27 protein-coding genes are annotated in these 24,861 nt (G+C 71.8%); 13 read left to right on the plus strand and 14 right to left on the minus strand.

What is annotated here, in order from left to right:
- Nucleotides 1–1,191, minus strand: a complete 1,191-nt coding sequence (locus tag ACZ6S4_RS36210) for an FAD-dependent monooxygenase (RefSeq protein ID WP_465479229.1) — start codon at nucleotides 1,189–1,191, stop codon at nucleotides 1–3.
- A 54-nt stretch (nucleotides 1,192–1,245) separates the two neighbouring features.
- Between ACZ6S4_RS36210 and ACZ6S4_RS36215 the strand changes: the two genes are divergently transcribed.
- Nucleotides 1,246–1,827: a TetR/AcrR family transcriptional regulator gene (locus tag ACZ6S4_RS36215; protein ID WP_465479230.1), complete on the plus strand. Its 582-nt coding sequence runs from the start codon at nucleotides 1,246–1,248 to the stop codon at nucleotides 1,825–1,827.
- Here the strand turns inward: ACZ6S4_RS36215 and ACZ6S4_RS36220 are convergent.
- Nucleotides 1,798–2,274, minus strand: coding sequence for an HIT family protein (locus tag ACZ6S4_RS36220; RefSeq protein WP_465479363.1), 477 nt, complete (start codon nucleotides 2,272–2,274; stop codon nucleotides 1,798–1,800). The genes ACZ6S4_RS36215 and ACZ6S4_RS36220 overlap by 30 nt on opposite strands.
- 150 nt (nucleotides 2,275–2,424) lie before the next feature.
- Here ACZ6S4_RS36220 and ACZ6S4_RS36225 point away from each other — a divergent pair, with 150 nt between their 5' ends.
- A complete protein-coding gene (locus tag ACZ6S4_RS36225) occupies nucleotides 2,425–3,402 on the plus strand; it encodes a hypothetical protein (protein WP_465479231.1) in 978 nt (325 codons plus the stop codon).
- A 28-nt stretch (nucleotides 3,403–3,430) separates the two neighbouring features.
- Here the strand turns inward: ACZ6S4_RS36225 and thrS are convergent, their stop codons facing one another.
- Nucleotides 3,431–5,419 carry a threonine--tRNA ligase gene (gene thrS, locus ACZ6S4_RS36230; RefSeq protein WP_465479232.1) on the minus strand — a complete coding sequence of 663 codons (1,989 nt, stop codon included), beginning with the start codon at nucleotides 5,417–5,419 and terminating at the stop codon, nucleotides 3,431–3,433.
- Nucleotides 5,420–5,476: 57 nt separating this feature from the next.
- A complete protein-coding gene (locus ACZ6S4_RS36235) occupies nucleotides 5,477–6,400 on the minus strand; it encodes an ADP-ribosylglycohydrolase family protein (protein WP_465479233.1) in 924 nt (307 codons plus the stop codon).
- Nucleotides 6,401–6,508: 108 nt separating this feature from the next.
- Between ACZ6S4_RS36235 and ACZ6S4_RS36240 the strand changes: the two genes are divergently transcribed.
- The 4 genes from ACZ6S4_RS36240 (at nucleotide 6,509) to ACZ6S4_RS36255 (ending at nucleotide 11,280) form a co-directional block, all read left to right on the plus strand.
- On the plus strand, nucleotides 6,509–7,198 hold the full coding sequence (locus ACZ6S4_RS36240; RefSeq protein ID WP_203766725.1) for a response regulator transcription factor: 690 nt from the start codon (nucleotides 6,509–6,511) through the stop codon (nucleotides 7,196–7,198).
- A gap of 104 nt (nucleotides 7,199–7,302) precedes the next feature.
- A complete protein-coding gene (locus ACZ6S4_RS36245) occupies nucleotides 7,303–8,616 on the plus strand; it encodes a HAMP domain-containing sensor histidine kinase (protein ID WP_465479234.1) in 1,314 nt (437 codons plus the stop codon).
- A gap of 244 nt (nucleotides 8,617–8,860) precedes the next feature.
- A complete protein-coding gene (locus ACZ6S4_RS36250; RefSeq protein WP_465479235.1) occupies nucleotides 8,861–11,083 on the plus strand; it encodes an RICIN domain-containing protein in 2,223 nt (740 codons plus the stop codon).
- A gap of 23 nt (nucleotides 11,084–11,106) precedes the next feature.
- A complete protein-coding gene (locus ACZ6S4_RS36255; protein WP_465479236.1) occupies nucleotides 11,107–11,280 on the plus strand; it encodes a hypothetical protein in 174 nt (57 codons plus the stop codon).
- On the opposite strand, the gene ACZ6S4_RS36260 is transcribed toward ACZ6S4_RS36255, so the two are convergent.
- Together ACZ6S4_RS36260 and ACZ6S4_RS36265 are read right to left on the minus strand one after the other, a co-directional pair.
- Nucleotides 11,274–12,293, minus strand: coding sequence for an adenosine deaminase (locus tag ACZ6S4_RS36260; RefSeq protein WP_465479237.1), 1,020 nt, complete (start codon nucleotides 12,291–12,293; stop codon nucleotides 11,274–11,276). The two genes, ACZ6S4_RS36255 and ACZ6S4_RS36260, sit on opposite strands and share 7 nt — an antisense overlap.
- Before the next feature lie 9 nt (nucleotides 12,294–12,302).
- Nucleotides 12,303–13,073 (minus strand): trans-aconitate 2-methyltransferase, encoded by a 771-nt coding sequence (locus tag ACZ6S4_RS36265; protein WP_465479238.1) that lies wholly within the window; start codon nucleotides 13,071–13,073, stop codon nucleotides 12,303–12,305.
- 66 nt (nucleotides 13,074–13,139) lie between these two features.
- On the opposite strand from ACZ6S4_RS36265, the gene ACZ6S4_RS36270 reads away from it, so the two are divergent.
- Nucleotides 13,140–14,117: an aldo/keto reductase gene (locus tag ACZ6S4_RS36270; RefSeq protein WP_465479239.1), complete on the plus strand. Its 978-nt coding sequence runs from the start codon at nucleotides 13,140–13,142 to the stop codon at nucleotides 14,115–14,117.
- A complete protein-coding gene (locus tag ACZ6S4_RS36275; RefSeq protein ID WP_360557206.1) occupies nucleotides 14,104–14,334 on the plus strand; it encodes a hypothetical protein in 231 nt (76 codons plus the stop codon). Before ACZ6S4_RS36270 ends, ACZ6S4_RS36275 begins: the two co-directional genes overlap by 14 nt.
- Nucleotides 14,335–15,171: 837 nt before the next feature.
- Here the strand turns inward: ACZ6S4_RS36275 and ACZ6S4_RS36280 are convergent.
- The 7 genes from ACZ6S4_RS36280 to ACZ6S4_RS36310 all read right to left on the minus strand — a co-directional run bounded on the left by ACZ6S4_RS36280 (nucleotide 15,172) and on the right by ACZ6S4_RS36310 (nucleotide 19,387).
- Entirely contained in the window at nucleotides 15,172–15,375 is a 204-nt protein-coding gene (locus ACZ6S4_RS36280; protein ID WP_007458127.1) for a cold-shock protein, read from the minus strand.
- Nucleotides 15,376–15,648: 273 nt separating this feature from the next.
- Entirely contained in the window at nucleotides 15,649–15,921 is a 273-nt protein-coding gene (locus ACZ6S4_RS36285) for a DUF4235 domain-containing protein (RefSeq protein WP_360821605.1), read from the minus strand.
- Nucleotides 15,918–16,385 carry a DUF3618 domain-containing protein gene (locus tag ACZ6S4_RS36290; RefSeq protein WP_451916198.1) on the minus strand — a complete coding sequence of 156 codons (468 nt, stop codon included), beginning with the start codon at nucleotides 16,383–16,385 and terminating at the stop codon, nucleotides 15,918–15,920. Before ACZ6S4_RS36290 ends, ACZ6S4_RS36285 begins: the two co-directional genes overlap by 4 nt.
- On the minus strand, nucleotides 16,382–16,816 hold the full coding sequence (locus tag ACZ6S4_RS36295) for a phage holin family protein (RefSeq protein ID WP_465479240.1): 435 nt from the start codon (nucleotides 16,814–16,816) through the stop codon (nucleotides 16,382–16,384). Before ACZ6S4_RS36295 ends, ACZ6S4_RS36290 begins: the two co-directional genes overlap by 4 nt.
- Nucleotides 16,817–16,890: 74 nt before the next feature.
- Complete coding sequence (locus ACZ6S4_RS36300) at nucleotides 16,891–18,078, minus strand: mechanosensitive ion channel family protein (protein ID WP_465479241.1); 1,188 nt, start codon at nucleotides 18,076–18,078, stop codon at nucleotides 16,891–16,893.
- A gap of 102 nt (nucleotides 18,079–18,180) precedes the next feature.
- Nucleotides 18,181–19,002, minus strand: coding sequence for a DUF1206 domain-containing protein (locus ACZ6S4_RS36305; RefSeq protein WP_465479242.1), 822 nt, complete (start codon nucleotides 19,000–19,002; stop codon nucleotides 18,181–18,183).
- 61 nt (nucleotides 19,003–19,063) lie between these two features.
- Nucleotides 19,064–19,387, minus strand: coding sequence for a hypothetical protein (locus tag ACZ6S4_RS36310; RefSeq protein WP_465479364.1), 324 nt, complete (start codon nucleotides 19,385–19,387; stop codon nucleotides 19,064–19,066).
- Nucleotides 19,388–19,432: 45 nt separating this feature from the next.
- On the opposite strand from ACZ6S4_RS36310, the gene ACZ6S4_RS36315 reads away from it, so the two are divergent.
- The gene (locus ACZ6S4_RS36315) at nucleotides 19,433–19,711 is read left to right on the plus strand and encodes a GNAT family N-acetyltransferase (RefSeq protein WP_465479243.1); all 279 of its coding nucleotides are present in this window, start codon (nucleotides 19,433–19,435) and stop codon (nucleotides 19,709–19,711) included.
- Nucleotides 19,712–19,720: 9 nt separating this feature from the next.
- Here ACZ6S4_RS36315 and ACZ6S4_RS36320 read toward each other — a convergent pair whose 3' ends face one another.
- Nucleotides 19,721–21,298, minus strand: a complete 1,578-nt coding sequence (locus ACZ6S4_RS36320; RefSeq protein WP_465479244.1) for a glycoside hydrolase family 3 protein — start codon at nucleotides 21,296–21,298, stop codon at nucleotides 19,721–19,723.
- A 188-nt stretch (nucleotides 21,299–21,486) separates the two neighbouring features.
- Here ACZ6S4_RS36320 and ACZ6S4_RS36325 point away from each other — a divergent pair, with 188 nt between their 5' ends.
- Genes ACZ6S4_RS36325 through ACZ6S4_RS36340 form a run of 4 tightly spaced genes read left to right on the plus strand, consistent with a single transcriptional unit; the run spans nucleotide 21,487 to nucleotide 24,797 of the window.
- Nucleotides 21,487–21,627, plus strand: coding sequence for a hypothetical protein (locus ACZ6S4_RS36325; RefSeq protein ID WP_433720108.1), 141 nt, complete (start codon nucleotides 21,487–21,489; stop codon nucleotides 21,625–21,627).
- An 18-nt stretch (nucleotides 21,628–21,645) separates the two neighbouring features.
- On the plus strand, nucleotides 21,646–22,596 hold the full coding sequence (locus ACZ6S4_RS36330; protein WP_465479245.1) for a TIGR03557 family F420-dependent LLM class oxidoreductase: 951 nt from the start codon (nucleotides 21,646–21,648) through the stop codon (nucleotides 22,594–22,596).
- Nucleotides 22,597–22,635: 39 nt separating this feature from the next.
- Complete coding sequence (locus ACZ6S4_RS36335) at nucleotides 22,636–24,282, plus strand: RecQ family ATP-dependent DNA helicase (protein WP_465479246.1); 1,647 nt, start codon at nucleotides 22,636–22,638, stop codon at nucleotides 24,280–24,282.
- An 11-nt stretch (nucleotides 24,283–24,293) separates the two neighbouring features.
- Entirely contained in the window at nucleotides 24,294–24,797 is a 504-nt protein-coding gene (locus tag ACZ6S4_RS36340; RefSeq protein ID WP_465479365.1) for a hypothetical protein, read from the plus strand.
- Nucleotides 24,798–24,861 lie beyond the last annotated feature (64 nt).

A 24,861-nucleotide genomic window follows, 5' to 3' on the forward strand; every position in this document is an offset into this window, starting at 1 on the left:
TCACGCGACCGGCGCCATCGGGTAGGACGGCAGCTCGATGGCGTCGGCCGCGTCGTGCAGCGGCCGGGTCACGCGCTCGATGAGCTGCCGCTTGAGCGGGTGGTACTTCAGCGTGCGCATGCCGTAGTTGCGCACCGCCAGCGAGAGCCGGCCGCCCGGGACCATGTCGCCGGCCATCTTGACGCCGAAGGCCAGGTTGCGTTCCACGTACGGGCGCAGCCTGGCCTCGTACCGGTCGAAGGCGGCCCGGTGATCGCCGGCCGCCGCGGCCAGCTCGCCGGCCAGCAGGTAGGCCCCGACCAGGGCCATGCTGGTGCCCTGGCCGGCCGCCGGGGACGGGCAGTGCGCGGCGTCGCCGAGCAGCACGACCCGGCCGGCGGAGTAGCGCGGCAGCTCGACCTGGTTCAGCGCGTCGAAGTAGACGTCGTCGGTGGTGCGCAGCAGGTCGAGGAAGCGCGGCACCTGCCAGCCCAGGCCGGCGAAGCGGTCCGCCAGCACCTCCCGGCCCAGCGCCGGCTCTTCCGCGCCGAAGACCATGCCGACCTTGGCCGGTGCCGTGCCGCCGGTGCTGTAGGCGAAGACCATCCGGCCCGGCTCGGTGTAGAAGACCTCCTCGCGGTCCAGGCCCAGCTCGTTCGGCACGTCGAAGATCGCGATGTGCGCGCCCAGGTAGCGCAGCGGCACCTCCCCCATGGCCAGGCGCCGGGTGGCCGAGTGCACCCCGTCCGCGCCCACCACCAGGGCGAACCGGCGGGTGGCCCCGCTGACGAAGGTGACGTCGACGCCGTCGGGGCCGTCGGTCATCCTGGCGATCGCGTCGCCGAACACGTACTCCACGTCGGCGGCGGTGGCGTCGTACAGGATCCGGGTCAGGTCGGTGCGCATGACCTCGAGGTCGTCGCCGCGCCGGCCCATCAGCAGGTCGGCGTCGAGGCGGGCGATCTGCCGGCCGTCGCGGCGGACGTAGGTCACGTAGCGCATGCCGGTGTCCGCGGACCGGGCCGCCTGGTAGAGGCCCATGCGCTTGAGGACGTCGGTCGCGGCGCCGCGGATGTCGACCTTGTAGCCGCCGTCGCGCCGGGCCGGGGCCCGCTCGACGACCGTGGGACGGAAGCCGTACCGGTGCAGCTGGTGGGCCAGGGCGGGACCGGCGAGGCCGGCGCCGGAGATGAGTACGTCGCGCTGTGTCATGGCGGTTACTATACAAACGTCTTATACGTTTGTATAGAACTTAGGATGGCGGCCATGGGACACCGCGAGGAGTTGCTGGCCGGGGCGAAGCGCTGCCTCTTCGAGAAGGGCTATGCGCGGACCACCGCCCGGGACATCGTCGCGGCGTCGGGGACCAACCTCGGCTCGATCGGCTACCACTACGGCTCCACCCAGGCCCTGATGCAGGCGGCCATGCTCAGCGCGATCGAGGACTGGGGCGACGCGGTCGGGCTCGCGCTGGCCACCGCCACCGGCGACGAGTCGGCGGACCCGCTGGTGCGTTACTGGCAGCGGGTGATCGGCAGCATCCGCAGCCACCGCGAGCTGTGGCTCGCCAGCATCGAGGCGATGCTGCAGAGCGAGCACTCGGCCGAGCTCAAGGCCCAGCTCGCCGAGGGCATCGAGCAGGGCCGCCGCGGCCTGGCCGCGATGCTCACCGGCCGGGACGAGGAGACGATCGACGACCAGACGGTACGCACGATCGGCGCCGTCGCGATGGCCCTGATGTCGGGCGTGCTGACCCAGTGGCTGACCGACCCGGTCCGCGCGCCGTCCGCGGAGCAGATCGCCGCCGGGATCCGGGCCCTAAGCCTCGCCCCAGGCTTTCACCAGTAGCGCGCGGGTGTCGCCGAGCATCTGCGGCAGCACCTTGGTCCGGCCGATCACCGGCATGAAGTTGCCGTCGCCGCCCCACCGCGGCACCACGTGCTGATGCAGGTGCGCCGCGATCCCGGCGCCCGCCACGGCGCCCTGGTTCATCCCCAGGTTGAAGCCGTGCGGGCTGCTGACCTGCCGGATGACCCGCATCGCCCGCTGGGTGAACCCGGCCAGCTCGACGGTCTCGGCGTCGGTCAGCTCGGTGTAGTCGGCGACGTGCCGGTACGGGCAGACCAGCAGGTGGCCCGGGTTGTACGGATAGAGATTGAGCACCGCGAAGACCTGCTCACCGCGGGCCACCACGAGGCTGTCCCCCTCGTCGAGCCCGGGCGCCACGCAGAACGGGCAGCCGGCCGGTGCCTCATAACCGCCCTCGGGCCGGTCAGCCCCCGAGATGTACGCCATCCGGTGCGGCGTCCAGAGCCGGTCGAGACCGTCCCGCTCCCCTGCGTCACTCACGCTCCCACCCTAGTCAGCCGGGCCGGTGCCCGCCCGGTGCGCGCCGGACATCGACATCCGTCATAGAGTGTCGGCGATCGAGTGAGGTGGACGACCATGCGTGGGACGCATATCCGGCACCGTCGTGGTGTCCTGGTGAGCCTGATCGTGGCGGTACTGGTGATCGGCGTGACGGTGACGACCGTGGTCGCCCTGCGCACCGGCGACGACGAGCCGGCCGCACCGGGCCCCGCGCCGGCCGCCCTCGGCCGCCGCCCCTGGCAGGTCACCCTCGACGTGGACGAGACCTCCGGCTACGTGGTCACCGCCAGCGTCACCGACGGCGACCGGCAGACCCTCACCGTGCAGAACCTCGGGCTGGGCAGCCCCGACGGGACGTACGGCGGCGAGGTGACCGCCTTCTCGCCGGGCACGCTGGACGAGAGCCAGTTCCGCGGCGCCGAGCAGGTCGACGACTTCCGCTACCTGAAAGCGTTCTCCTTCGCCGGGCACACCGTCGAGGAGACCGAGCCGTGGCAGACCCCGGCGGTGGGCCGGCGGGACCCGTCCGGCACGTGGGTCGTGGTCTACGCCGACACCGCCCGGGCCAAGGACAAGATCACCCGTGCGGACCTGCTCCGGCTCGCCGCCGCGGTGACCCTCGGCTCGCCCCGCGATCTGCGGCTGCCGCTGCGCCTGGGCGTCCGGATGCCCAAGGGCCTGGAGCTGACCTACCTCCGGTCGCCGGACCACCGGATCGACCGGGGACAGACGGCGGTCGGTTTCAGCACCGGCTCCCGCGCGCCGTCGGGCGCAGCCGTCTACACCGGACTGCCGGGTGGCCTCGAGGTCGCCGTGCTGACCGCCGCCCGGGACTCGAACTGGGAGCGCGAGCGCGCGGCACTGACCGGCCGGACCCAGGTCGGCAAGCTGCCGGCCTGGTACGAGCCCCGCGGCCGGCTGATCGTGGAGGCCGAGCACTGCGTCGTCACGGTGGAGTCGCTCTTCCCCCGGCGCGAGCTGGACGCGCTGATCGGGGAGCTCACCATCGGCGACTGCGCCGACCCGGACTCCTGGATCCCGCCGCTGAGCTGACGCGGGACCCAGGAGGCGCGGGGGTGTCTCAGGCCGCGGACGGCCCGGTGTTGACCCGGCTGCGCACGATCTCGACCACGTGCGCGACCGCCTCGTCGAGCGGCACCCCGTTGCGCTGCGAGCCGTCGCGGTAGCGGAACGACACGGTCCCGCCGTTCACGTCGTCGTCGCCGGCGATCGCCATGAACGGGATCTTCTGCTGCTGGGCGGTGCGGATCTTCTTCTGCATGCGGTCGTCGGAGAAGTCGACCTCGGCCCGGATGCCCTCGGCCTTGAGCCGTCCCACGAACTCGGCCAGGTAGTCGGCGTGGTCGTCGCGGATCGGGATGCCGACCACCTGCACCGGCGCCAGCCAGGCCGGGAACGCGCCCGCGTAGTGCTCGGTCAGCACACCGAAGAAGCGCTCGATCGAGCCGAACAGCGCCCGGTGGATCATGATGGGCCGCTTACGGGTCCCGTCCGCCGCCGAATACTCCAGCTCGAAGCGCTCCGGCAGGTTGAAGTCGAGCTGGATGGTCGACATCTGCCAGGTGCGGCCGATGGCGTCCTTGGCCTGCACGCTGATCTTGGGGCCGTAGAACGCCGCGCCGCCCGGGTCCGGCACCAGATCCAGACCGGACTCCGTCGCCACCCGGCGCAGGGTCTCGGTGGCGCGCTCCCAGTTCTCGTCCGTGCCGACCGACTTCTCCGGGTTGCGAGTGGACAGCTCCAGGTAGAAGTCGTCCAGGCCGTAGTCCTTGAGCAGCTGGAGCACGAAGGTCAGCAGCGAGGTGAGCTCGGCCTCCATCTGCTCCTCGGCGCAGAAGATGTGCGCGTCGTCCTGGGTCATGCCGCGGACCCGGGTGAGGCCGTGGATCACGCCGGACTTCTCGTAGCGGTACACGGTGCCGAACTCGAACATGCGCAACGGCAGCTCGCGGTAGGACCGGCCCCGGGACCGGAAGATCAGGTTGTGGAACGGGCAGTTCATGGGCTTGAGGTAGTAGTTCGCGCCCTCCATCTCCATGGGCGGGAACATGCCGTCGGCGTACCAGTCGAGGTGCCCGGAGGTCTCGAACAGGTTGGCCTTGGTGATGTGCGGGGTGTTGACGAACGCGTACCCCGCCTCCTCGTGCTTGCCGCGTGAGTAGTTCTCCATCTCGCGCCGGATGATGCCGCCCTTGGGGTGGAACACCGGCAGGCCCGAGCCGAGCTCGTCCGGGAAGGAGAACAGGTCCAGGTCGGCGCCCAGCTTGCGGTGGTCGCGGCGGGCGGCCTCCTCCAGCAGCTTCAGGTACGCCTTCAGCTCGTCACGGGTCGGCCACGCGGTGCCGTAGACCCGCTGGAGCTGCGGGTTCTTCTCACTGCCGCGCCAGTACGCGGCGGCCGAGCGCATCAGCTTGAACGCGCCGATCAGCCGGGTCGACGGCAGATGCGGACCGCGGCACAGGTCACCCCAGACGCGCTTGCCGTCCTTGTCGATGTTGTCGTAGTGGGTGAGCTCGCCGGCGCCGACCTCCATGACCTCGTCGGCGTCCACCTCACCCTTGATGTCGACCAGCTCGAGCTTGTACGGCTCGTTCGCCAGCTCCACCTTGGCCTCGTCGAGCGAGCCGTACTCGCGGCGCCGGAACGTCTGGCCCGACTTGACGATCTCCTGCATCCGCTTCTCGAGCTTGGCCAGGTCGTCGGGCTGGAACGGCTTGGTCACGTCGAAGTCGTAGTAGAAGCCGTTCTCGATCGGCGGCCCGATGCCGAGCTTGGCCTCCGGGAAGACGTCCTGCACGGCCTGGGCCAGCACGTGCGCGGTCGAGTGCCGCAGCACGTTGAGCCCGTCCGGCGAGTCCAGCGGCACCGGGGTGACCTCGGTGTCCAGCTCGGGAGCCCAGTCCAGGTCGCGCAGCCGGCCGGCCGGGTCGCGCACGACCACGATCGCCTTCGGACCGGCGGCGGGCAGGCCGGCGGCGGCCACCGCGTCGGCCGCCGTCGTCCCGGCCGGGACGACCAGGCCCTCGGCGGGGGTACGGGGTGCGGACACGGTGGTTCTCCTTTGCGTGAAAACGGGGTCGAGCACGATGCTAGTAGGTCGCTTTGGTCATGCTTCGCGCGACGCGGTCACCCAGTCGGGCAGCTCCTCGCGCGCCGCCAGCCAGGCCGCCGGAATCCCGTCCACCCCGGTGTACGCGGCGACGACGCCCCCGGCCATCGCGGCGGTGGTGTCCACGTCCCCGCCCGCGGTGACGCAGGCGGTGATCGCGGCCGGATAGTCGCCGAGGTGCCGGGCGGCGACCCAGACGGCGAACGGCACCGAGTCCGGCGCCGTCGACCTCGATCCGGTGCCCAGCTCGTACGCGGCCTCCACGGGGTCGGTGAGGCGCCGGGCCCGTTCCAGACCGTCCCGCACGTGTCCCGGGGCGACCCAGCCCGCGACAGCCGCCAGGAACTGCGCCGGCTCGGGCCGGTGACCGTCGAGGCGGGCCGCCGCCGCGATGGCCGCCGCAACGGTGACCGCCACCCCGCCGGCGATGCCCTCGGGGTGGGCGTGGGTGACCTCGGCCGCCCGGGCGCCCTGGGCCGCGGCGTGGGCCAGCGAGTCGGCGTGCCAGGCACCGATCGGGGCGGCCCGCATCGCGGCGCCGTTGCCGGCGGAGCCCTGACCGTCGAAGGCGGCCGCGGCAGCGATCGGCCACGGGGTGCCCTCGCGGATCTGCCGGAGCATGACCACCGCGCCCGGCCCGTAGCCGCGGTAGGCGTCGAAATGCCGGCCGAGCAGGTCGGCGAAGTGGTCCCGGTCGAGGTTGAGCTCGTCACTGGCGGTCAGGGCGGCGACCAGGCAGCAGGCTTCCTCGGTGTCGTCGGTCCACGGCCACGGCGGGGTGGGCAGGTGGCCCCGGGAGAGGTCCGCGGCGTGGTGGCCGGGGACGAAATACTGGGCGCCGAGCGCGTCGCCGACCGAGAGACCGGCCAGGCTGTCGGCGGCGAGGGCAAGACGTGCGTCGGGAAAGAGTGTGAAGGCCATCGGTACGCGCCATCCTATAGCGTCCGGTTTCCGGTGACTCTGAGTGATCGATGGCTGCCTCTGGATGACGGATTCGGCGTGGCTTGCCAAGGGCAGTACCTTCTCTGCATGGCCACGGTGTTGCTCGTCGAAGACGATCACGTCGTGCGCGGCGCCATGCTCCGGTCGCTGGCCGATCGGGGGCACGCCGTGCACGCCGTCGGCACGGCCCTGGACGCCCTGCGCCGGGTGGCCGCCGAGACCCCCGATCTGGTGGTGCTCGACCTCGGCCTGCCCGACCTGGACGGCTCGGACGCGCTGCGCATGCTGCGCGGCATCACCGACGTCCCGATCATCATCGCCACCGCCCGTGACGACGAGCAGACCGTGGTGCGCCTGCTGCGCGCCGGGGCCGACGACTACATGGTCAAGCCGTTCACCGGTGCCCACCTCGACGCGCGGATCACCACGGTGCTGCGCCGCGTCGGCCGGGCCAGCCGGACCGCCCAGCCCGCCGTGCACGAGGTCGGCGAGCTGCGGGTGGACGTCGGCGAACGCAGCGCCAGCCTGGCCGACCAGCCACTGGCGCTGACCCGCAAGGAATTCGACCTGCTGGCGTACCTGGCCGCCCGCCCGGGCCGGGTCGTGTCGCGCCGTGAGCTGTTGGAGGAGGTATGGCGACAGCCGTCAGTCGGCGAGGACCAGACGATCGACGTGCATCTGTACTGGCTACGTCGGAAACTGGGCGAATCCGCGGCGAAGCCTCGCTACCTGCGCACCGTGCGGGGGGTCGGATTCCGGTTGGTGGCGCCGGACTGAGGGCGCGGCTGGCCTACGTCAGCGCCGCCACCACCGCCATCGCCGCACTCGCGTTCCTCGTCCCGCTGGGCTGGGAGCTGCGTGAGGACCACCGTGACCAGGCCATGTCCACGGCCGAGCAGCGCAGCGCGCTGGTCGCCGGCGCGATCGCCGCGGGAGCGAACAAGAAGAACGTCGACGCCGCGGTCAAGAGCGCCGGCGGCGGGCTGGTCGTGCACCCGCCGGACACCGTGAGCAACACCCGGGTCGGTGCCGACGACATCCTGGACGCCGCCAAGGGCACCGAGGCACTGATCATCGAGGCCGACGACGGTCTGGTCCGCCTGGAGCCGGTCCGCTCCGGCGACAAGACCTCGGTGGTCGAGGCCTTCGTCAGCGACGAGGAGCTCGGCGCGGGCACGGCCCGGGACTGGTGGATCCTGCTCGGCATCATGCTCGGGCTGGTGCTGGGCTCGGTGATCGTGGTCGACCGGCTGGCCCGCGGCGCGGTGGCCTCGGTGCGCAATCTGGTGCACGCGGCGATGGCCGTCGGTGGCGGTGACCTCGGCGTACGCATCCAGCCCTCCGGCCCGCGCGAGCTGGCCGAGGCCGGGTACGCGTTCAACCGCATGGCCGACCGCCTGGTCACCTCCCGCACCAGCGAGCGGGAGCTGGTCGCCGACCTGTCGCACCGGCTGCGCACCCCGCTGACCGTGCTGCGCCTGGACGCCGAGGCGCTCGACCCGGACGACACCCACATCGGTGAGTTCTCCGCGGCCGAGCTCGACCGCCGGCGCGGGATCCGGCGCATCCGGCAGGCCATCGTGACCCTCGAGGGCGAGGTCGACCAGCTGATCAACACCACCCGGCAAGCCGTCGCGGCCCAGGTCGCGGCGCCCGAGGAGGGGCTCTGCGACGCCAGCGAGGTGGTCCGCGACCGGATGGTCTTCTGGTCGGCGCTGGCCGGCGACCAGGACCGCCAGTACCGGGTGGTCGGCGCGCACCTGCGCATCCCGGTGCCGGTGGCCCGGGCGGAGCTGGCCGCGGCGCTGGACGCCGTACTCGGCAACGTCTTCCGCTACACCCCGCAGGGCACCGCCTTCGAGGTGGGCATCAGCCGCCGCGACGGCTGGGTCGCGCTGCGGGTCGACGACGCGGGACCGGGCATCGACGACCCGGAGAAGGCCCTGCGCCGCGGCGAGAGCGAGCAGGGCTCGACCGGCCTGGGCCTGGACATCGCGCGGCGGGCGGCCCAGGCCACCGGCGGCTCGGTGAGCCTGGACCGGGCCGCGATGGGCGGGGCCAGCGTCGTCATGCTGCTGGCCGACGCCGAGGCCGCACCGAAACAGGTGAACCGTTTCGGCCTGGTCGGCCGGCTGGCCCGGGAACGGGATCCGGTGAAGCGCAAGTGGCCGCATCAACGCACAGATGACGCGTAGAAAACGGCCTCATCGCACCGTGCCCCGCGAAACAACCCGGACGGTACAACGATTGCTTAGATCTGTATTAAAGGCGTTCCCCTGGCGCTCCCGGGCTGGCACGCTCTACCCCGATCCCATCCGGCCGGCCGGTCCGCAGCCCGACGCACGACCCCACACCACGGATCCGGCAGGCCACCTCGCGGTGGGAGGTGGTCACCCCATAACCCCCTCCCACCGCGCCCCCGCAGTACGAGGAGATGGTTTGTCCACCCACCGACGTCCCGCGCCGCGTGGGGAGGCGCCGTCCTCGCGCCGGCGGGCTCCCGCCGACCGCGGACGCCGGCGTGCCACTCCCCGCTCGCACCGGCTGCTGCCGGTGCTGCTGGGCGTCGCGATGCTCGGCATCGGCGGCGTGGTCGGACCGAGCGTGGTCGGCGGCGGCTGGACCGGTGACGGTGACGGCCAGGACGGCGAACGGATCACCTACGCCGCCAAGCCGGCCGACAACCCCGGCCTCGGCCTGGTCTACTTCGGGCTCAAGCCGGGCGGCGAGGACTCGCTCTGCGCGGGGGTGTACGAGCTCGACGAGGAGACCTGCACGCACGGTCCCGACCCGGCACCGGCCGGGCTGAAGGTGACCCGCGACGTCGCTCCGGTGACGGCGAAGGTGCCCGAGCCCGCCGACCCGGCCCGCGAGGCCGCGGTCGTGCCGCCGGACGCGGAGATCGTCCGTGACCACGGCGGCAGCTCGCTGTCGCCCGGCGCGCCCGCGCTGATCCCGGACGCGGCCCCCGGCGAGGCCGACTTCATCATGGGTACGCACGACGTGGCTTGCCAGGGCGAGGGGCGCGCCGGCAAGCGGGTCCAGGTGCTCTACCTGCACGAGTTCGGCACCCCGAGCCGCTACGCCGACTTCCTCGGCTCGATGCGCACGTGGTCGGCCGGCGTCGACCAGATCTTCGACGCGAGCGCGGCCGAGACCGGTGGCTCCCGGCACGTGCGCTTCGTGACCACCCCGCAGTGCCGGGTCGACGTCGCCGAGGTGCAGGTGCCCGAGGCCGCGCTGGAGTCGTTCACCGGCAACATCGACGCGCTGCAGACGCTGGGCTACAACCGCACCGACCGCAAGTATCTGATCTTCGCCGACACCAACGTGTACTGCGGCATCGGCACCTTCGTTGCCGACAAGCGGCCCGGGCTGGGCAACCGTAACAACGGCGGGCCGTCGTACGGGCGGGTCGACGCGGGCTGCTGGAGCTCGGTGGTCGCGGCGCGCGAGGTGACCCAGATGCTCGGCGCCCGGCTGCAAGACTCGCCGAACTCCACCGGCGCGGGCAGCTGCACCGACGACTACGACCTGATGTGCAACAAGGACCGCTCCGACACGGCGCTGCGCACGGTGTGCCCGAAGAAGCACGAGGACCGCCTCGACTGCGGTCACGACGACTACTTCAACACCAACCCGAAGCCGAAGAGCTACCTGGCGGAGAACTGGAACGTGGCGCAGAGCGAGTTCCTGCTGCGCAGCGACGGCGGCGACGACATCCCGGACGCGGTTGCGGCCGAGCCGGACGCGACCGCGCGGGCGACCCCGACCACGAAGGCGACCGAGGGACCGGCACCGGCGGCGCCCGCCCCGACCGCAACCGGCGGCGACGCCTCCGACGGCGGCGGCGACGCCCTGCCGCCCGGCGTCGAGCCCGGTGCGACAGCGCCCGGCGTCCCGGCACCGACCACCGGCGCTCCCGCGGCCGACCCGACCACGGCCGCCCCGACCGTCCCGGCGGCGCTCTCCACGACCCCGGCAGCGGCTCCGGCTGTGCAGGCGGTACTCGAGGTCCGCGAGCCCAACAGCACCTCCGTGCGGCTCACCTGGAGCGCTGCGGGCCCCAAGGCGAGCTACGACGTCGAGGTGGACGGGGTGAAGATCGCCACCACCGTGGCCACCCGCGCCCGGCTGATCGGCCTGCGCCCTGACGCCAAGTACCAGGTGGCGGTCCGCAGCAGGAACGGCTACCTGGCCAAGGGCACCGCCCAGTCGGCGCCCGCGGCCCGGCCCGCGGCGAACACATGGTTCGTCCTGACCAACTCGCTGACCGGCGGCGTGGCGGACCTGTACGCCGCACGCACCGCGAACGGCACCCCGGTGACGCTCGGCGGCCCGGACGGCGACTCGCAGCAGCAGTGGAAGCTGGTCCCCGCCGCGGCCGGCGGGTTCTCGCTGCAGTCCCGGGCGACCGGCAAGTGCGTGATTCCGCTGGAGGGCAACCCGGTGGCGGGTGCGCCGCTCGTGCAGGGCGACTGCACGTCGGCCGGCAGTGGCCGGTGGTCGCTGTTCGCCACCGACTACGGCTTCAGCCTGCGCACCACCGCCGGCGGCCTGGTCGCCGGCGTGGGCAGCCAGCGTTTCGGCGCGACCCGGCTGCTCGTCCTGCAACAGCCGGAGCAGGCCCGGCATCAGAGTTGGACGGCGGTTCCCGGCTGAGATCCGGGCGATTGGGAGTGACGATGCTGGACACCGACGTACGCACCGATCCGGAGCTGGAGCCGGACGAGGACCCGGGCCGGTTCAACCGGCGCCGGGTCGTCCGGATCGTGACGATCCTGGTGCTGGGGATCCTCGCCGTGCTGGCGTTCTGGCAGGAGCCGCTCTACGCGGGCTTCCACACCGGCGGCTACTGACCGGCGGCGTAGTCGTCGATCTCGGCCAGCAGCGCTGACTTGCCGGCCGGGGCCAGGAACGACGCGTGCACGGCCGCGCGGGCCAGGCCGGCCACCCCGGCGGCGTCGAGTTCGAGCAGCCGGGCGGCCACCGCGTACTCCTCCTCCAGGGTGGTGCCGAACATCGGCGGGTCGTCGGAGTTGATCGTGACCGGTACCCCGGCGGCGACCAGCACCGGCAGCGGGTGCTCGTCGATGCTCGCCACGGCCCGGGTCCGCACGTTGGAGGTCGGGCAGACCTCCAACGGGATCCCGTGCTCGGCCAGGTGGGCCATCAGCTGCGGGTCCCGGGCGGCGGCGATGCCGTGCCCGATCCGCTCCGCGCCGAGGTCGCGCAGCGCGTCCCAGATGGTCTCCGGCCCGGTGGTCTCGCCCGCGTGCGGCACGCTGTGCAGCCCGGCCGCGCGGGCCTTGTCGAAGTACGGCTTGAACTGCGGCCGCGGCACGCCCACCTCGGGACCGCCGAGGCCGAAGCTGATCAGGCCGGCGGGCTGCTCCTCCAGTGCGATCCGCAGCGTCTCCTCGGCGGCGGGCAGCCCGGCCTCCCCGGGGATGTCGAAGCACCAGCGCAGGTCGACGCCGAAGTCGGCGGCGGCGCCGGCCCGGGCGTCCTCGATGGCCGCGCAGAACGCCGGCGCCGGGATGCCGCGCCGCACGTGCGAGTACGGCGTCACGGTCAGCTCGGCGTAGCGGACCTGCTGGCGGGCGAGCTCGCGGGCCACCTCGTAGGTCAGCGTACGGACGTCCTGGTCGTCGCGGATCAGGTCGACCACGCTCAGGTAGATCTCGATGAAGTGGCCGAAGTCGCGGAAAGCGAAGTAGTCGGCGAGGGCGCCCGGGTCGGCCGGCACCGGGGTGTCCCCCTCGTGCCGGGCCGCCAGCTCGGCCACGATCCGCGGCGACGCCGAGCCGACGTGGTGCACGTGCAGCTCGGCCTTGGGCAGTCCGGCGATGAAGGCGGTCAGATCGGTCAACTTCTCCCCCTAGGCGATGGTCGCCACCGCGAAGATCCGGCGGAACGGGAACGCCACGTACCCGTTGCGGGCAGGGTATTCCGCCGTCAGCGTGGCACCGAGCGCGACCCGGAACTCGCGCCACGCCGGACCGTCCAGCGCGGCTTTGACCGGCCGCAGCGCGGTCCCCTCCATCCAGCGCAGCACCGGGTGCTCGGGCCCGGTGTCCGGGAGCAGGTGGACGTAGGTGGTCTCCCAGGCGTCCACGGTGGCCCCGGCGCCGATCAGCAGCGCGGCGTAGCCGACGGCGTCGTCCACCGGCGCCTCGCGGACGATCTCGCCGACGGTGTCCGCGTACGGGGCGCTGCGGGCCAGCGCACGCAGGGCGCGGTGCGAGGGGGCGTCGAAGTTGCCGGGCACCTGCATGGCGAACCAGGCGCCCGGCGGCAGTGCCCGGATCCACCGCTCGAGCAGCGCGCGGTGCTCCGGCACCCACTGCAGGACCGCGTTGGTGACGACCACATCGGTGTCCGGGCCGGGCTGCCAGTCGCCGACGTCGGCCACCGCGAACTCCACGCCGGCGTCCAGCGCGCGGGCCTTGCCGATCATCTCGGGCGACGAGTCCAGACCGGTGATCCGGGCGTCCGGCCAGCGCCGCGCGAGGCTCGCGGTGAGCTCGCCGGGGCCGCAGCCCAGGTCGGTGACGGCCCGCGGGTGCGGCGCGCCGATCCGGGCCACGAGGTCATGGAACGGGCGGGCGCGCTCGTCGCCGAAGCGGTGGTAGACGGTGGGATCCCACATGGCGATGCTCCAAACCGTACGTACGTCTTTTTTGCAGCGTACCATCGGCGGACTAGGCTCAGCGGCGTGGAAAATCGCAGCTTCGCCCGCATGGGGCGCACCGTCGGCGTGATCGGACTCGGCGCCTGGCAGCTCGGCGCCGACTGGGGCAGCGTGAGCGAGGACGACGCGCTCGCCACCCTCGGCGCGGCGGTCGACGCGGGCGTCACCTTCATCGACACCGCCGACGTCTACGGCGACGGCCGCAGCGAGCAGGTCATCGGCAAGTTCATCAAGGACAAGCCGCAGCTCACCGTGGCCACCAAGATGGGCCGCCGGGTCCCCCAGGAGCCGGCCAACTACACCCTCGACAATTTCCGGGCCTGGACCGACCGCTCCCGCACCAACCTGGGCGTCGACACCCTCGACCTGGTGCAGCTGCACTGCCCGCCCACCCCGGTGTTCTCCACCGACGCGGTCTACGACGCGCTGGACACCCTGGTGCAGGAGAAGCGCATCGCGGCGTACGGCGTCAGCGTGGAGAAGGTCGACGAGGCACTGGCGGCCATCGCCCGCCCGGGCACCGCGAGCGTCCAGATCATCCTGAACGCGCTGCGCCTCAAGCCGCTGGAGCAGGTGCTGCCCGCGGCCGCCGAAGCCGGCGTCGGCATCATCGCCCGGGTGCCGTTGGCCAGCGGCCTGCTGTCCGGCCGCTACGACGAGCACACCACCTTCAGCGAGGACGACCACCGCACGTACAACCGGCACGGCGAGGCCTTCGACGTCGGCGAGACCTTCTCCGGGGTCGACTTCGGCACCGGGCTCCAGGCCGTCCGGCGGCTCCTGCCGCACGTCCCCACGGGCGCGACCATGGCCCAGTTCGCGCTGCGCTGGATCATCGACCAGCCGGCGGTCACCGTCGTCATCCCCGGCGCCCGCAACGCGGAGCAGGCCCGGGCCAACGCCGCGGCGGCCGAGCTGGCGCCGCTGGGCGACGAGGCCCACGAGGTGGTCCGGTCGGTCTACGACGAGCTGATCCGCCCCCAGGTCCATGACCGCTGGTGAGGGCACGCCGATGAAGGGCTGGCCGTGGCTCACCGCGGGCCTGCTCGGCGTGGTGCTGGGCGTGCTGTGGACTGCCCAGGGCCTCGACCTGCTCGGCGGCAGCGTGATGAGCGGCGTGACGATCTGGGCGGTCATCGGGCCGATCGTCGCTGTGGCGGGGTTGGTGCTGATCGTCCTCGGGGTTCGGATCCGGGCCCGTAGCAAGTCCCAGCCCTAGGGATCTTTATTCCTGTCGTGCCTGGTTGCATGGTGCCGGCCGTCGCTCCCGCCGATTGCCGGGTGGTTGCATGGTGGGGCTTGGGGTCCGGCTTTCTGTTCCCCTGCCGGCTTTCGGGGCCAGGCGGAGATGCTTGCGCTCCGCGAGAGCCCGGCGTCGCCGGTCCATCCGGGAGCCCGCGGCTATCTCCGGCCGAGGCACGCCTCCTGGTCGCACGAGGGTCAGCCCGCAGCTCGCGAGGGCGAGGCCCGGCGCAGTCTGGCTCAGGCGGGACTCGCCCGGCCAGGCTGGCCCAAGGCGAACCTGGCCCAGGCGCGGCTCGCCCAGGCGCAGCTCGCAGGCAAGGCTGGCAGGCAAGGCTCGCAGGTGAGCTCGGCCAAGCACGCTCGCCCAACCACGGCTCGGACAGGCACGGCTCGGACAGGCACGGCGCGCCCGGCAATCGGTGTCGACAGGTTAGGGCACTGTCAGCGACCCGCCACGGCGCGACACCAGCCCCCAGCGGCAGACAAAGCTGCGAAGCAGCCCTCGGCCACGACCATCTCCGCATGTCAGGGAGCCGCAGCTTCATCCGTGAGGCGCTAAGCCGGCAGCTTGCCTCGATGGTCCGCACCCGGCGGCCCAGCCTCGTCGTTGTAGGAGCTTGCTGAGGCCGTTCAGTCAAAGTTGTGATGCCGCCGGCGAAGCAACCAGGGTGACCACAACGGGCCCAGCGCAACCACCCAAAAAAAGCAGAAGACAGAAAAACCCCGCATCCCTCGAAGAAGGGATGCGGGGTTACTCAGGCCGATCTCCGCCAGGCGATCGGCGGCCGGCGTCGCCGCCGGCAGGATGGTCTCAGAGCGGGCGAACCTGCTCCGCCTGAGGGCCCTTCTGGCCCTGGGCGATCTCGAACTCGACCCGCTGGTTCTCTTCCAGACTGCGGTAGCCGCTCGTCTGGATGGCCGAGAAGTGGACGAACACGTCAGCACCCCCGCCATCGACGGTGATAAAGCCGAAGCCCTTGTCTGCGTTGAACCACTTCACGGTTCCCTGCGCCATGCTGAACTCTCCTTCTGAAAATGCCGGCCCGGTGATGCGGGGCCGATGGTCGTTTCCGCGCAGCGGCCGCCGCGAGGGGCGGCGTTTCAGAAGGCCGAGCACTGCGGAGCCACCTGAACCACGTACACAAAAACTGGCCACACTGTACCCGAAGAACCAGCCCGAAAGCTGCCCCTCAGCCGAATCCCGTCGACTTGGACAGAACCGGAAAAGGCCTCCGGCGCCGCTTGAGCGGCGCCGAAGGCCTCGACGTACGTCTATGTAGGCGATCGATCAGTCGGGCCATTCCCCGGTGATCTTGCGAACGCCGGCCGCTCCGCCCCGGTCGACGAGTGCCTTGACGGTCGCGAAGATCGCGCCCTGCAGCGCGGCCGCGGCGATGATCTCGCCCCAGCCGCGGTCCTCGTCGGTGGCGTTCGGGGCGTCGTCGTCGCCGGAGGCGAACTTCCAGATCTCCTTGAAGACGAAGCCCGCGACCGCGCCGGCCCCGATGCCCAGCAACAGGCCGACCGGCTTGTACGCCACCTTTTGAAGCTTGTTGCTCACTTACGCCTCCCGCGCACGATGAGGATGATGCCGACCAGCGCCACCCCGGCCGCGAGCACGGCGGCGAAGGGGATGGGGTTGCGCTGCACCTGGACGCGCGCGTCCTGCGCCTTGTCCAGGACGCCCGACTCCTTGACCTTGTCCAGGGCGCCGGATTCCTTCACCTTGTCGCCGGCCAGGGCGACCTTGTCGCCGGCCTGCGCCTTGGCGGTGCGGACCTTCTCCGACGCGGCGCCGACCGCGGCAGCCGCGGCCTCGCGGACCTTGCCGGTCGTTTCGTGCACCTGCGCCTTGGCCCGCTGCTTGGTCTGCTCGACCTGCTCCTTGGCCCGGGCCTTGACGTCCGCCTTGGCCGCGAGGGCCTGGACCGTCTCACCGAGCTCGGCGCGGGTCTGCTTGATGTCCTCACGCAGGGCCGCCACGTCGGGCTTGCCTGCCGACGTGGACCCGTTCTTGTCACTCATGCCCGGCTCCTGCTCTTGATCGCGTGCTTCACTTCGTCGACGTCCGCCTTCGCGCTGGCGATGGCGTCCGAGGGCTCCGGCGGGACCGCCTGAGTGACCTGCTTCTTGCCGAGCAGCGCCAGCACGCCGGCCGAGGCGAAGAGCACCACGGTCACGATCAGTGCGGCCAGCCACAGCGGCAGGAACAGGTCGAGGACGATGATCAGCGTGGCGAACAGCGCGCCGACGCCGTACAGAGCCAGCACCCCTCCGCCGCCGAACAGACCCACACCGATGCCGGCGTGCTTACCCTTCTCGGTGAGCTCCGCCTTCGCGAGCGCGATCTCATCCTTCACCAGGCGAGAGATCTGCTCGCTCGCCTTCTGTACCAATTCCGAGGTGGACTGGTCGGTCCCCGGACGGGCCGGGCTACCGTTCAGGACATCGGCCATGGTGTCCTCCTTTCCCAATGGAGCCTCTATGCCCTGCGCAGGGCCTGATCAATCCTCGCCTGCCGGAGGCGAAATTACTGCCTGATACCGGACGTGGCGGCGGATGTCTGCTCTTCCGGACCACTGAAGGCCGCCGCACGCTCGTCACCGTCCCCGGCGCCGCTGAACACCCGGGCGTCGTCCCGGGTCGCGGTGTCGTCCGCCGGCGCCGCGACGGCGGGTGCGGGCACTGCCCGCTCACCCTGGGAGACGTCCGCGCGCAGCCGCGGCAGCGAGTCGCGCCGATGCTCGAAGACCCAGGTCACCAGGCGCTCGCGGACCAGGCAGCGCAGGTCCCACAGCGAGCCCGCGTCGTGCGCGCTGACCAGGGCGCGGAGCCGGATCATGCCGCCGGTCGCCTCGGTCACCTGCAGCACGCAGACCCGGCCGTCCCACAGCTCGCTGCCCTCGCAGACGGCGCGCAGCTCGGCCCGCATCGGCTCGACCGGCGCCGACCAGTCGACGTCGATCTCCGCGGTGCCGAGCACGGCGGAGCCGGTCCGGGTCCAGTTCTGGAACGGCTTGGTGGTGAAGTACGAGGTCGGCAGGATCAGCCGGCGGTCGTCCCAGATCTGCACCGCGACGTACGTCAGGGTCAGCTCCTCGATCCGGCCCCACTCCCCCTCGACGACCACCACGTCGTCGATGCGGACCGCGTCGCTGAAGGCGAGCTGCAGGCCGGCGATGAGGTTGCCCAGGGTGCTCTGCGCGGCGAGCGCGGCGATGACGCTGATCACGCCGGCCGAGGCGAGCACGCTGGCGCCCAGGGCCCGTACGTCCGGGAAGGTCATCAGCATGACGCCGATGGTCAGCACCACGATGGCGGCGATCGTGACCCGGCGCATTATCACGACCTGGGTCTTGACCCGGCGGGCCTTCATGTTGTCCGGGACGTCGACCCGCCAGCGGGCCAGGGCGACGTCCTCCAGCACGAGCAGCAGCGCGCCGACGAGCCAGGCGACCGAGGCGATCACCAGCAGGACGAGAGCGTGCAGCACCCCGTCGCGGCCGGCGAACTCACCGGCGGAGCTGCGGACGGCCTGCTGCACGGCGTACACGGTGACGCTGGCCAGGAACGGCTTGTGCGCCGTGGTGGCCAGGTCGTTGAGCAGGGTCGAGCGGCGCCCGAGCCGTTTGACGACCCAGTGCACCGCCTCGACCAGGACGATCGCCGCACCCGCCGCGATGACGACGGCGAGCAGGGCGGTGAGCACGCTGGTCACGGGTTCCCTCTCCAGAACTCAGGGGTCGTTGCCAGCGCTCTACCTTGCCCTGCCCGCCTGTGCGAAGACACGTCTTCCACCCGCTTCGAGCTTGGTTGTCCGTCACACCTTGCGGTAGCGAGCCTGCGAGAAGCAGTAGACGCCGAAGGCTGCGATGCCCAGCGCGACCAGGCCCAGCAGCCACGGGCCGTAGGACTGCTGCGCCAGCAGGCGCAGCGCCGCGTCCAGACCGCGGGCCTTCTCCGCGTCGTAGGTCACGGCCGCGGCCACGATCAGGCCACCGGCGATCGCGTAGGCGACGCCCTTGGCGGAGTAACCGGCGACGCCGAGGCGACGCGTGGTCTTGCGGACGGACGGGCTCATCTGCTGGGTGTTGAGGTGCTTCTCGAACTTCTTGGTGACGCCGTAGATCACCAGGCCGATGCCGACGCCGACCACCACGAGGCCGATCAGCCCGACCAGCCAGCGACCGCCCGAGTTGGCCATCAGGCTGGAGGCGCCCTTCTCCTGGCTGTCGCCGGTGGAGGCGTTCGCGCCCTGCAGCACCCGGATGGCGATCCAGGCGAACGACAGGTAGATCACCGCGCGGGCGCCGGAGACGACGCGCTCGGCGATCGCCTCCTTGTCCTGCGGGCCGCTCTCGCCGATGGCGGCCTCGAAGGCCTGCCAGAGAGCCATGGCGATCATGCCGATGACGGCGATGACCAGCATCGTCTTGCCGAACGGCTTGCCGGCCAGGCTCTGCAGCGCGCCGGACTGGTCACTTTCGCCCTTGGAGTCGCCCAGGGCGACCTGCAGGGCCAGCCAGGCGAAGAGCAGGTGGATGACGCCGTACACGATGAAGCCACCGCGGGCGAGATATTCGAGGGGCTTGCTGTCGGCAGCACGCGACGCGGTGCTCCGGGCTTGCTGGGTGGCAGACATGCTGCCCAGATTGACCTGGGGCAACATTTTTGAAACCTGTCACCCGTGCCACCCCGACGTGCTAGCGCGCCACCTGGAAGGTGATCTGGTCGGCGGTGATGCCGTCCAGCGACACCTGCAGGCCGCCGACGTCCACGGCCTGCTGTCCCTTGGTGAGCTGCACCTGCTCACCGGCCACCTCGAGGGTGACGGTGTTGGCGTCGGCGCTGACGAACTTGGCCTCCACGCCGAGCACGCTGGCACTCGCGCTGGTGCTGCGGTCGAGGGTCACGGTGCACTGGTCCAGGCCGCAGTCGACGTTGTCGCTGCTGCATCCGGCCAGCAGGGTCAGACCGAGGACGGCTGAGCTGAACAGGGCGGCGATGCGCGGTGCTGCGGTGTTCATCACCCGATCAAGAGTACGGGCCGCGAGCCACCCTAGGCTGGCGGCATGGACGTCACCGTGCAGGACAACCCGGCCCGCCACCGCTTCGAGATCCTGCTCGACGGCGAGGTCGGCGGGTTCGCCGACTACCGGGAGCGCGACGGTGCCGTGGTCGTCGTGCACAGCGAGGTGGACCCCGCGCACCGGGGCCAGGGCCTGGGCAGCGTGCTGGCCGCGCAGACCCTGGACAACCTGCGGGCCCGCGGGGCGAAGGTGGTCCCCGCCTGCCCGTTCTTCGCGCGCTACGTCGCGGACCACCCGGAGTACGACGACATCATCGGCTGAGCGGCCCTCTCAGGCGGCGAGGGCCTGCGACGCCAGCTGGGGCACCGAGGAGCCGGCGATGATCTCGGCCGCGGCCTGACCGCAGGCGCGGGTCGCACCGTAGGTCGCCAGGTGCACGCCGCCGCTCACCGCGACCGGCACACCCATCTCCACCACGATCGCGTCCGGGCGTACCGCCAGCGTGTCGCGCAGCGCGTCGGCGATCCACGGGTGCCGGTGCGCGTCGCGGACGACCAGGACCAGCGGGCGGCCGCCGGCTCCGGCCAGGACCGGGGCGGCCGGGTCGCTCACCCCGGCGAGGTCCTCGGCGCTGAGCCGGATCGAGGTGGTGCCGGGCAGCAGGTTGCCCAGTGGCGCCCCCACTCCCCACGGCGTCTCGGCGCCGATGGCGATGTTGCGGGTCGGCGCGAACTCGACCACATGCGGCGCGAGGCTCAGCGGCAGCTCCGGGGCGGCCGCGCCGGTGGTGACCTTGACGGCGCGCCGGGCGGCGGCCTGGCCGACGGCCGAGCCGCCGATGACGGCGACCTCGTGCGCGGTGGAGCCGGCGACCTCCGCGACGGCGCGGGCGCCGATCGCGGTCTGCGTCTCCAGCGTCCAGGTGGCGAGCTTGCGGACCCGGGCGGCGGCGTCGCGCAGGCGCTCCTCGCTCAGCTCACCGCTGCGTACAGCGGCGACGATGGCGTCCCGCAGGCGCACGGCGGTGTGCTCGTCGGCGTGGTCGCCGCCGACACAGATGGCGTCGGCCCCGGCGGCCAGCGCCCGCACGGTGGCGCCTTCGAGCCCGTAGGTGCGGCGTACGCCCTGCATCTCGATGCCGTCGGTGACGATCAGGCCCTGGAAGCCGAGCTCCTCGCGCAGCAGGCCGGTGAGGATGCGCCGGCTCAGCGTCGCGGGCAGCTCCGGGTCGTACGCGGGGACCAGCAGGTGCCCGGTCATGATCGACTGCACGCCGGCGGCGATCGCGGCCTTGAACGGCACCAGCTCCACCTCGGCGAGCCGCTCCCGGCTGCGGTCGATCAGCGGTACGGCGTGGTGCGAGTCGACGGCCGTGTCCCCGTGACCCGGGAAGTGCTTGGCGCAGGCGGCGACGCCGGCCTCCTGCAGGCCACTGATCCAGGCCGCGCCGTGGCGGGCCACGAGACCGGGCTCGGCGCCGAACGCGCGTACCCCGATGATCGGGTTGTCCGGGTTGCTGTTGACGTCGGTGTCCGGGGCGTAGTCGAGCGTGATGCCCGCGTGGGCCAGCTCGAGGCCCAGGTCCCGGGCGACGGCGTGGGTCAGCTCGGCATCGTCGATCGCACCCAGGCCCAGGTTGCCGGGGCGGGAGCTGCCGTGCCGCGACTCGAAGCGGGTGACGTCACCGGCCTCCTCGTCGATGGCCACGATGACGTCGGGGCGTTCCGCACGCAGCTGGGCGGTCAGGGCCGCGACCTGTGCGGGTGTCTCGACGTTGCGGGCGAACAGAGCGACGCCGCCCAGCCCGTCCGCGAGCCAGCGACGGACCCAGTCGGGCACAGCGGTGCCTTCGAACCCGGGCTGTAACACCGTCGCGGCGAGAACTGGCAAATCGCCATGATTCGGCATGTGTCCGCGTACCTCCGGTGACGACGAATACGCGCTCAGCGAGCACGTCCCCCAACGTGATCGACCGACAACCGTCATGGGCGCGGCGACGACCTATGGTCACCCACTTCAGCCCTTTAGTCAACAAACCTTTCTATTAAGCGAACTTAAAGTGTTTCGCCGCTTGCCCGGCTCGCTAAGCTTCCTGCGTGCGGACACAGTGGGCGACGCCCGTTCTGGCAGCCTCCGGCGTGGACTGGTCCGAGGTGCACGCGGTGCGCCTGCTCGGCGTCGCGCTCGGGGCCCTGATCCTGTTGTGGGCCATCCGCCGGATGTTCGGTGGCAAATAACCGGGGTATCCGCCCGGTATGCGAATCGGATACTTCCTGTCCAGCGAGGAATACACCCCCGCGGAGCTCATCGAGCAGGCCAAGGGCGCCGAGCGCGCCGGCTTCTCCGCCCTGTGGATCTCCGACCACTACCACCCGTGGGTCGACGCCCAGGGGCAGAGCGCGTTCGTCTGGTCCACCATCGGTGCCCTCAGCCAGGCCTGCTCCCTGCCCATCACCACCGCGGTCACCTGCCCGACCGTACGCATCCATCCCGCCGTGATCGCCCAGGCCGCCGCGACCAGCGCGGTGCTGACCGGCGGGAAGTTCCGGCTCGGCATCGGCACCGGCGAGGCCCTCAACGAGCACATCTTCGGCGACGCCTGGCCCGAGGCCGACGTGCGCCTGGAGATGCTGGAGGAGGCCGTCGAGATCATGCGCGAGCTGTGGAAGGGCGGCACGGTGTCGCACCGCGGCAAGCACTACACCGTGGAGAACGCGCGGGTCTACACGCTGCCGGAGAAGCCGGTCGAGATCCTCATGTCCGGCTTCGGCCCCAAGGCGACGTCGGTGGCGGCGCGGATCGCCGAGGGCTACATCAGCACGATGCCCGACGGCGACATGGTCCAGCAGTTCCGCAACGAGGGCGGCGGTGACCGCACCTGTCAGGCCGGTTTCAAGGCTGCGTTCGCCACCAGCGAGGAGGAAGGTGCGCGGATCGCGTACGAGAAGTGGCCGAACGCCGGCGTGCCCGGCGAGCTCTCCCAGGTCCTGCCCTCGCCCAAGCACTTCGAGCAGGCCTCGCAGCTCGTCACCCAGGACATGGTCAAGGAGGCCTTCGTCTGCGGCAACGACCCGGCGGCCCACCTGGAGATGATCGACAAGTACGCCCAGGCGGGCTTCGACGAGGTCTACGTGGCCAACACCGGCCCGCACTGGCAGGGCCTGTTCGATCTCTACGCCGAGCACATCCTGCCCAAGCACTCGTAGCGTTTGGGTGTCACACCCGTGGGGCACAATGGCCGCTCGATGAAGCTACCCATCTACGGCCCGCGCCTGCGCAAGGTCGCCCGCAAGCATTTCGGCTGGCCCGACCTGCGCCCCGGCCAGTTCAAGCCCATGCGGGCCGTGCTGCGCCGCCGCGACGCCCTCGTCGTCCTGCCCACCGGCGCCGGCAAGTCGGCGATCTACCAGATCCCGGCGGTCCTGCTGCCCGGGCCGACAGTGGTGATCTCACCGCTGCTGGCCCTGCAGCAGGACCAGATCGCCGCCCTCAACGAGCGGGACGACCCGGCCGTGCGCGCCGTGCGGGTCAGCTCGGCCGAGACCCCCCACCAGCAGCGCGAGGCGATCCGGGAGATTCAGGAGGGCCGCGCCGAGTTCCTCTTCATCACCCCGGAGCAGCTGGCCAACCCGGAACGGCTGGCCGAGGTCCGCGCCCTGCGCCCGGGCCTGGTCGCGATCGACGAGGCGCACTGCATCTCCGCCTGGGGCCACGACTTCCGCCCGGAATACCTCTCCCTCGGGCACCTGATCAAGGGCATCGGCCGGCCGCCGGTGCTCGCGCTGACCGCCACCGCCTCGCCGCCGGTCCGCGACGACATCATCGCCCGGCTGCACCTGAACAAGCCCGAGATCCACGTCTCCGGCCTGGACCGGCGCAACCTGTTCCTCGAGGTCGCGTACTGCCCGGACGAGGCCTACCGGTGGCGCCGGCTCACCACGCTGCTGGACGAGACCGAGCGGCCGGGGATCGTCTACGTCCCCACCCGGCGCGCCGCCGAGGAGCTCGCCGAGCGCCTGACCGAGGCCGGCTACAGCGCCACGTTCTATCACGGCGGGATGGCCGGTGGCGCCCGCGAGCAGGCCCACGAGGACTTCCTCGCCGACAAGGTCGACGTCATGGTGGCCACGTCGGCGTTCGGCATGGGCATCGACAAGCCCAACATCCGCTGGGTCGCGCACGTCGCCCTGCCCGACTCCCCGGACAGCTACTTCCAGGAGATCGGCCGGATGGGCCGCGACGGCGAGCCGAGCCGGGCGCTGCTGCTGTGGCGTTCCGAGGACGAGGCGATCCAGCGCTTCTTCACCGGCGGCTCGCCCGAGGTGGCCGAGATCCGCGAGCTGGCCGCCGCCCTGCGGGCCGGACCGGCCACCAAGACCGCGCTGAAGGACAAGACCGGCCTCGGCCCGCGCAAGCTGGGCCAGCTGCTGAGCCTGCTGGAGCAGGTCGGCGCGGCGGTCGCCGGCAGCGGCAACAAGTGGACGGTCCCGGTCTTCGCCCCGCTGCCGGCCGCGGCGGCCGAGGCCGCCCTCGCCGAGTACGAGCGCCAGCAGGTCGTGCAACGCTCCCGCACCGACATGATGCGCGGGTACGCGCAGAGCAACGCGTGTCGTTCCCAGACTCTGCTGGCCTACTTCGGCGAGGATCTCGCCGAGCGTTGCGGGCACTGCGACAACTGTGCCGACGGCGTGGCCGAGGAGACCGAGGAGGAGACCGGCGACGAGCCGTTCGCCGTGCACAGCACGGTGCGGCACGCCGAGTGGGGTCCCGGCATGGTGATGGGGTACGAGGAGGATCGCATGACCGTGCTCTTCGACGAGGTCGGCTACAAGACGCTCTCAGTGCCCGTCGTCCAGGAGCACGCGCTGCTGGTCGCTGAGAAGAAAAAGTGAGTGAGGATTCCGTGACCGACGAACCGTTGTACGCCACCTTCGGCTTCACCGACGCCGAGTGGGGGCTGCTGGTCGGCCTTCCGCAGTCGGTGCTGACCGCCGCCAGCGTGGCGACGCACGACAGCGCCCGCAAGACCCGGGCCGAGACGGCTGCCGGCCTCGACCAGATCTCCGACGCGCGGGGCTCGGCCAGCCGGCTGGTCACCGCGATCGCCACGGCGGTGCTGGACCAGACCGGCGACCCCGACCGGGGCGAGGAGCTGCCGGCCATCGAGCCGGCCGACCCGGTGGGCTACGGCCAGGACGTCGTGGGCCGCGCCGCCGAGGCGTCCGCCCTGCTGGCCGCCAAGGCCGATCCCGCGGACGCGGAGACGTACAAGCACTGGCTGGTGGAGATCGCCGAGAGCGTGGTCGGTGCGGCCTCGTCCGGTGGTGTGCTGGGCATCGGCGGGGACACCGTGACCGACAACGAGCGTGCCTTCCGGGACGCCCTGGCCAAGGCCCTGGCCGACTGATTCCCGGCCCGGGGCCGCGCCGGAGACCTGGTGACCGGCGGGGCCCTGGGCCGGCCCGCGTCCC

It is taken from the genome of Actinoplanes sp. NPDC051405, from assembly GCF_055586185.1.

What these genes read in the sequence shown, in the direction of transcription:
- ACZ6S4_RS36235 (WP_465479233.1), bottom strand. Translation starts at nt 6,400, where the DNA reads ATGGCCTTCACACTCTTTCCCGACGCACGTCTTGCCCTCGCCGCCGAC.
- ACZ6S4_RS36290 (WP_451916198.1), bottom strand. Translation starts at nt 16,385, where the DNA reads ATGAGTGACAAGAACGGGTCCACGTCGGCAGGCAAGCCCGACGTGGCG.
- ACZ6S4_RS36310 (WP_465479364.1), bottom strand. Translation starts at nt 19,387, where the DNA reads ATGAACACCGCAGCACCGCGCATCGCCGCCCTGTTCAGCTCAGCCGTC.
- ACZ6S4_RS36305 (WP_465479242.1), bottom strand. Translation starts at nt 19,002, where the DNA reads ATGTCTGCCACCCAGCAAGCCCGGAGCACCGCGTCGCGTGCTGCCGAC.
- ACZ6S4_RS36255 (WP_465479236.1), top strand. Translation starts at nt 11,107, where the DNA reads ATGCTGGACACCGACGTACGCACCGATCCGGAGCTGGAGCCGGACGAG.
- ACZ6S4_RS36275 (WP_360557206.1), top strand. Translation starts at nt 14,104, where the DNA reads ATGACCGCTGGTGAGGGCACGCCGATGAAGGGCTGGCCGTGGCTCACC.
- ACZ6S4_RS36330 (WP_465479245.1), top strand. Translation starts at nt 21,646, where the DNA reads ATGCGAATCGGATACTTCCTGTCCAGCGAGGAATACACCCCCGCGGAG.
- ACZ6S4_RS36210 (WP_465479229.1), bottom strand. Translation starts at nt 1,191, where the DNA reads ATGACACAGCGCGACGTACTCATCTCCGGCGCCGGCCTCGCCGGTCCC.
- ACZ6S4_RS36280 (WP_007458127.1), bottom strand. Translation starts at nt 15,375, where the DNA reads ATGGCGCAGGGAACCGTGAAGTGGTTCAACGCAGACAAGGGCTTCGGC.
- ACZ6S4_RS36220 (WP_465479363.1), bottom strand. Translation starts at nt 2,274, where the DNA reads ATGGCGTACATCTCGGGGGCTGACCGGCCCGAGGGCGGTTATGAGGCA.
- ACZ6S4_RS36215 (WP_465479230.1), top strand. Translation starts at nt 1,246, where the DNA reads ATGGGACACCGCGAGGAGTTGCTGGCCGGGGCGAAGCGCTGCCTCTTC.
- ACZ6S4_RS36320 (WP_465479244.1), bottom strand. Translation starts at nt 21,298, where the DNA reads ATGCCGAATCATGGCGATTTGCCAGTTCTCGCCGCGACGGTGTTACAG.
- ACZ6S4_RS36335 (WP_465479246.1), top strand. Translation starts at nt 22,636, where the DNA reads ATGAAGCTACCCATCTACGGCCCGCGCCTGCGCAAGGTCGCCCGCAAG.
- ACZ6S4_RS36225 (WP_465479231.1), top strand. Translation starts at nt 2,425, where the DNA reads ATGCGTGGGACGCATATCCGGCACCGTCGTGGTGTCCTGGTGAGCCTG.
- ACZ6S4_RS36240 (WP_203766725.1), top strand. Translation starts at nt 6,509, where the DNA reads ATGGCCACGGTGTTGCTCGTCGAAGACGATCACGTCGTGCGCGGCGCC.
- ACZ6S4_RS36265 (WP_465479238.1), bottom strand. Translation starts at nt 13,073, where the DNA reads ATGTGGGATCCCACCGTCTACCACCGCTTCGGCGACGAGCGCGCCCGC.
- ACZ6S4_RS36245 (WP_465479234.1), top strand. Translation starts at nt 7,303, where the DNA reads ATGTCCACGGCCGAGCAGCGCAGCGCGCTGGTCGCCGGCGCGATCGCC.
- ACZ6S4_RS36315 (WP_465479243.1), top strand. Translation starts at nt 19,433, where the DNA reads ATGGACGTCACCGTGCAGGACAACCCGGCCCGCCACCGCTTCGAGATC.
- ACZ6S4_RS36295 (WP_465479240.1), bottom strand. Translation starts at nt 16,816, where the DNA reads ATGGCCGATGTCCTGAACGGTAGCCCGGCCCGTCCGGGGACCGACCAG.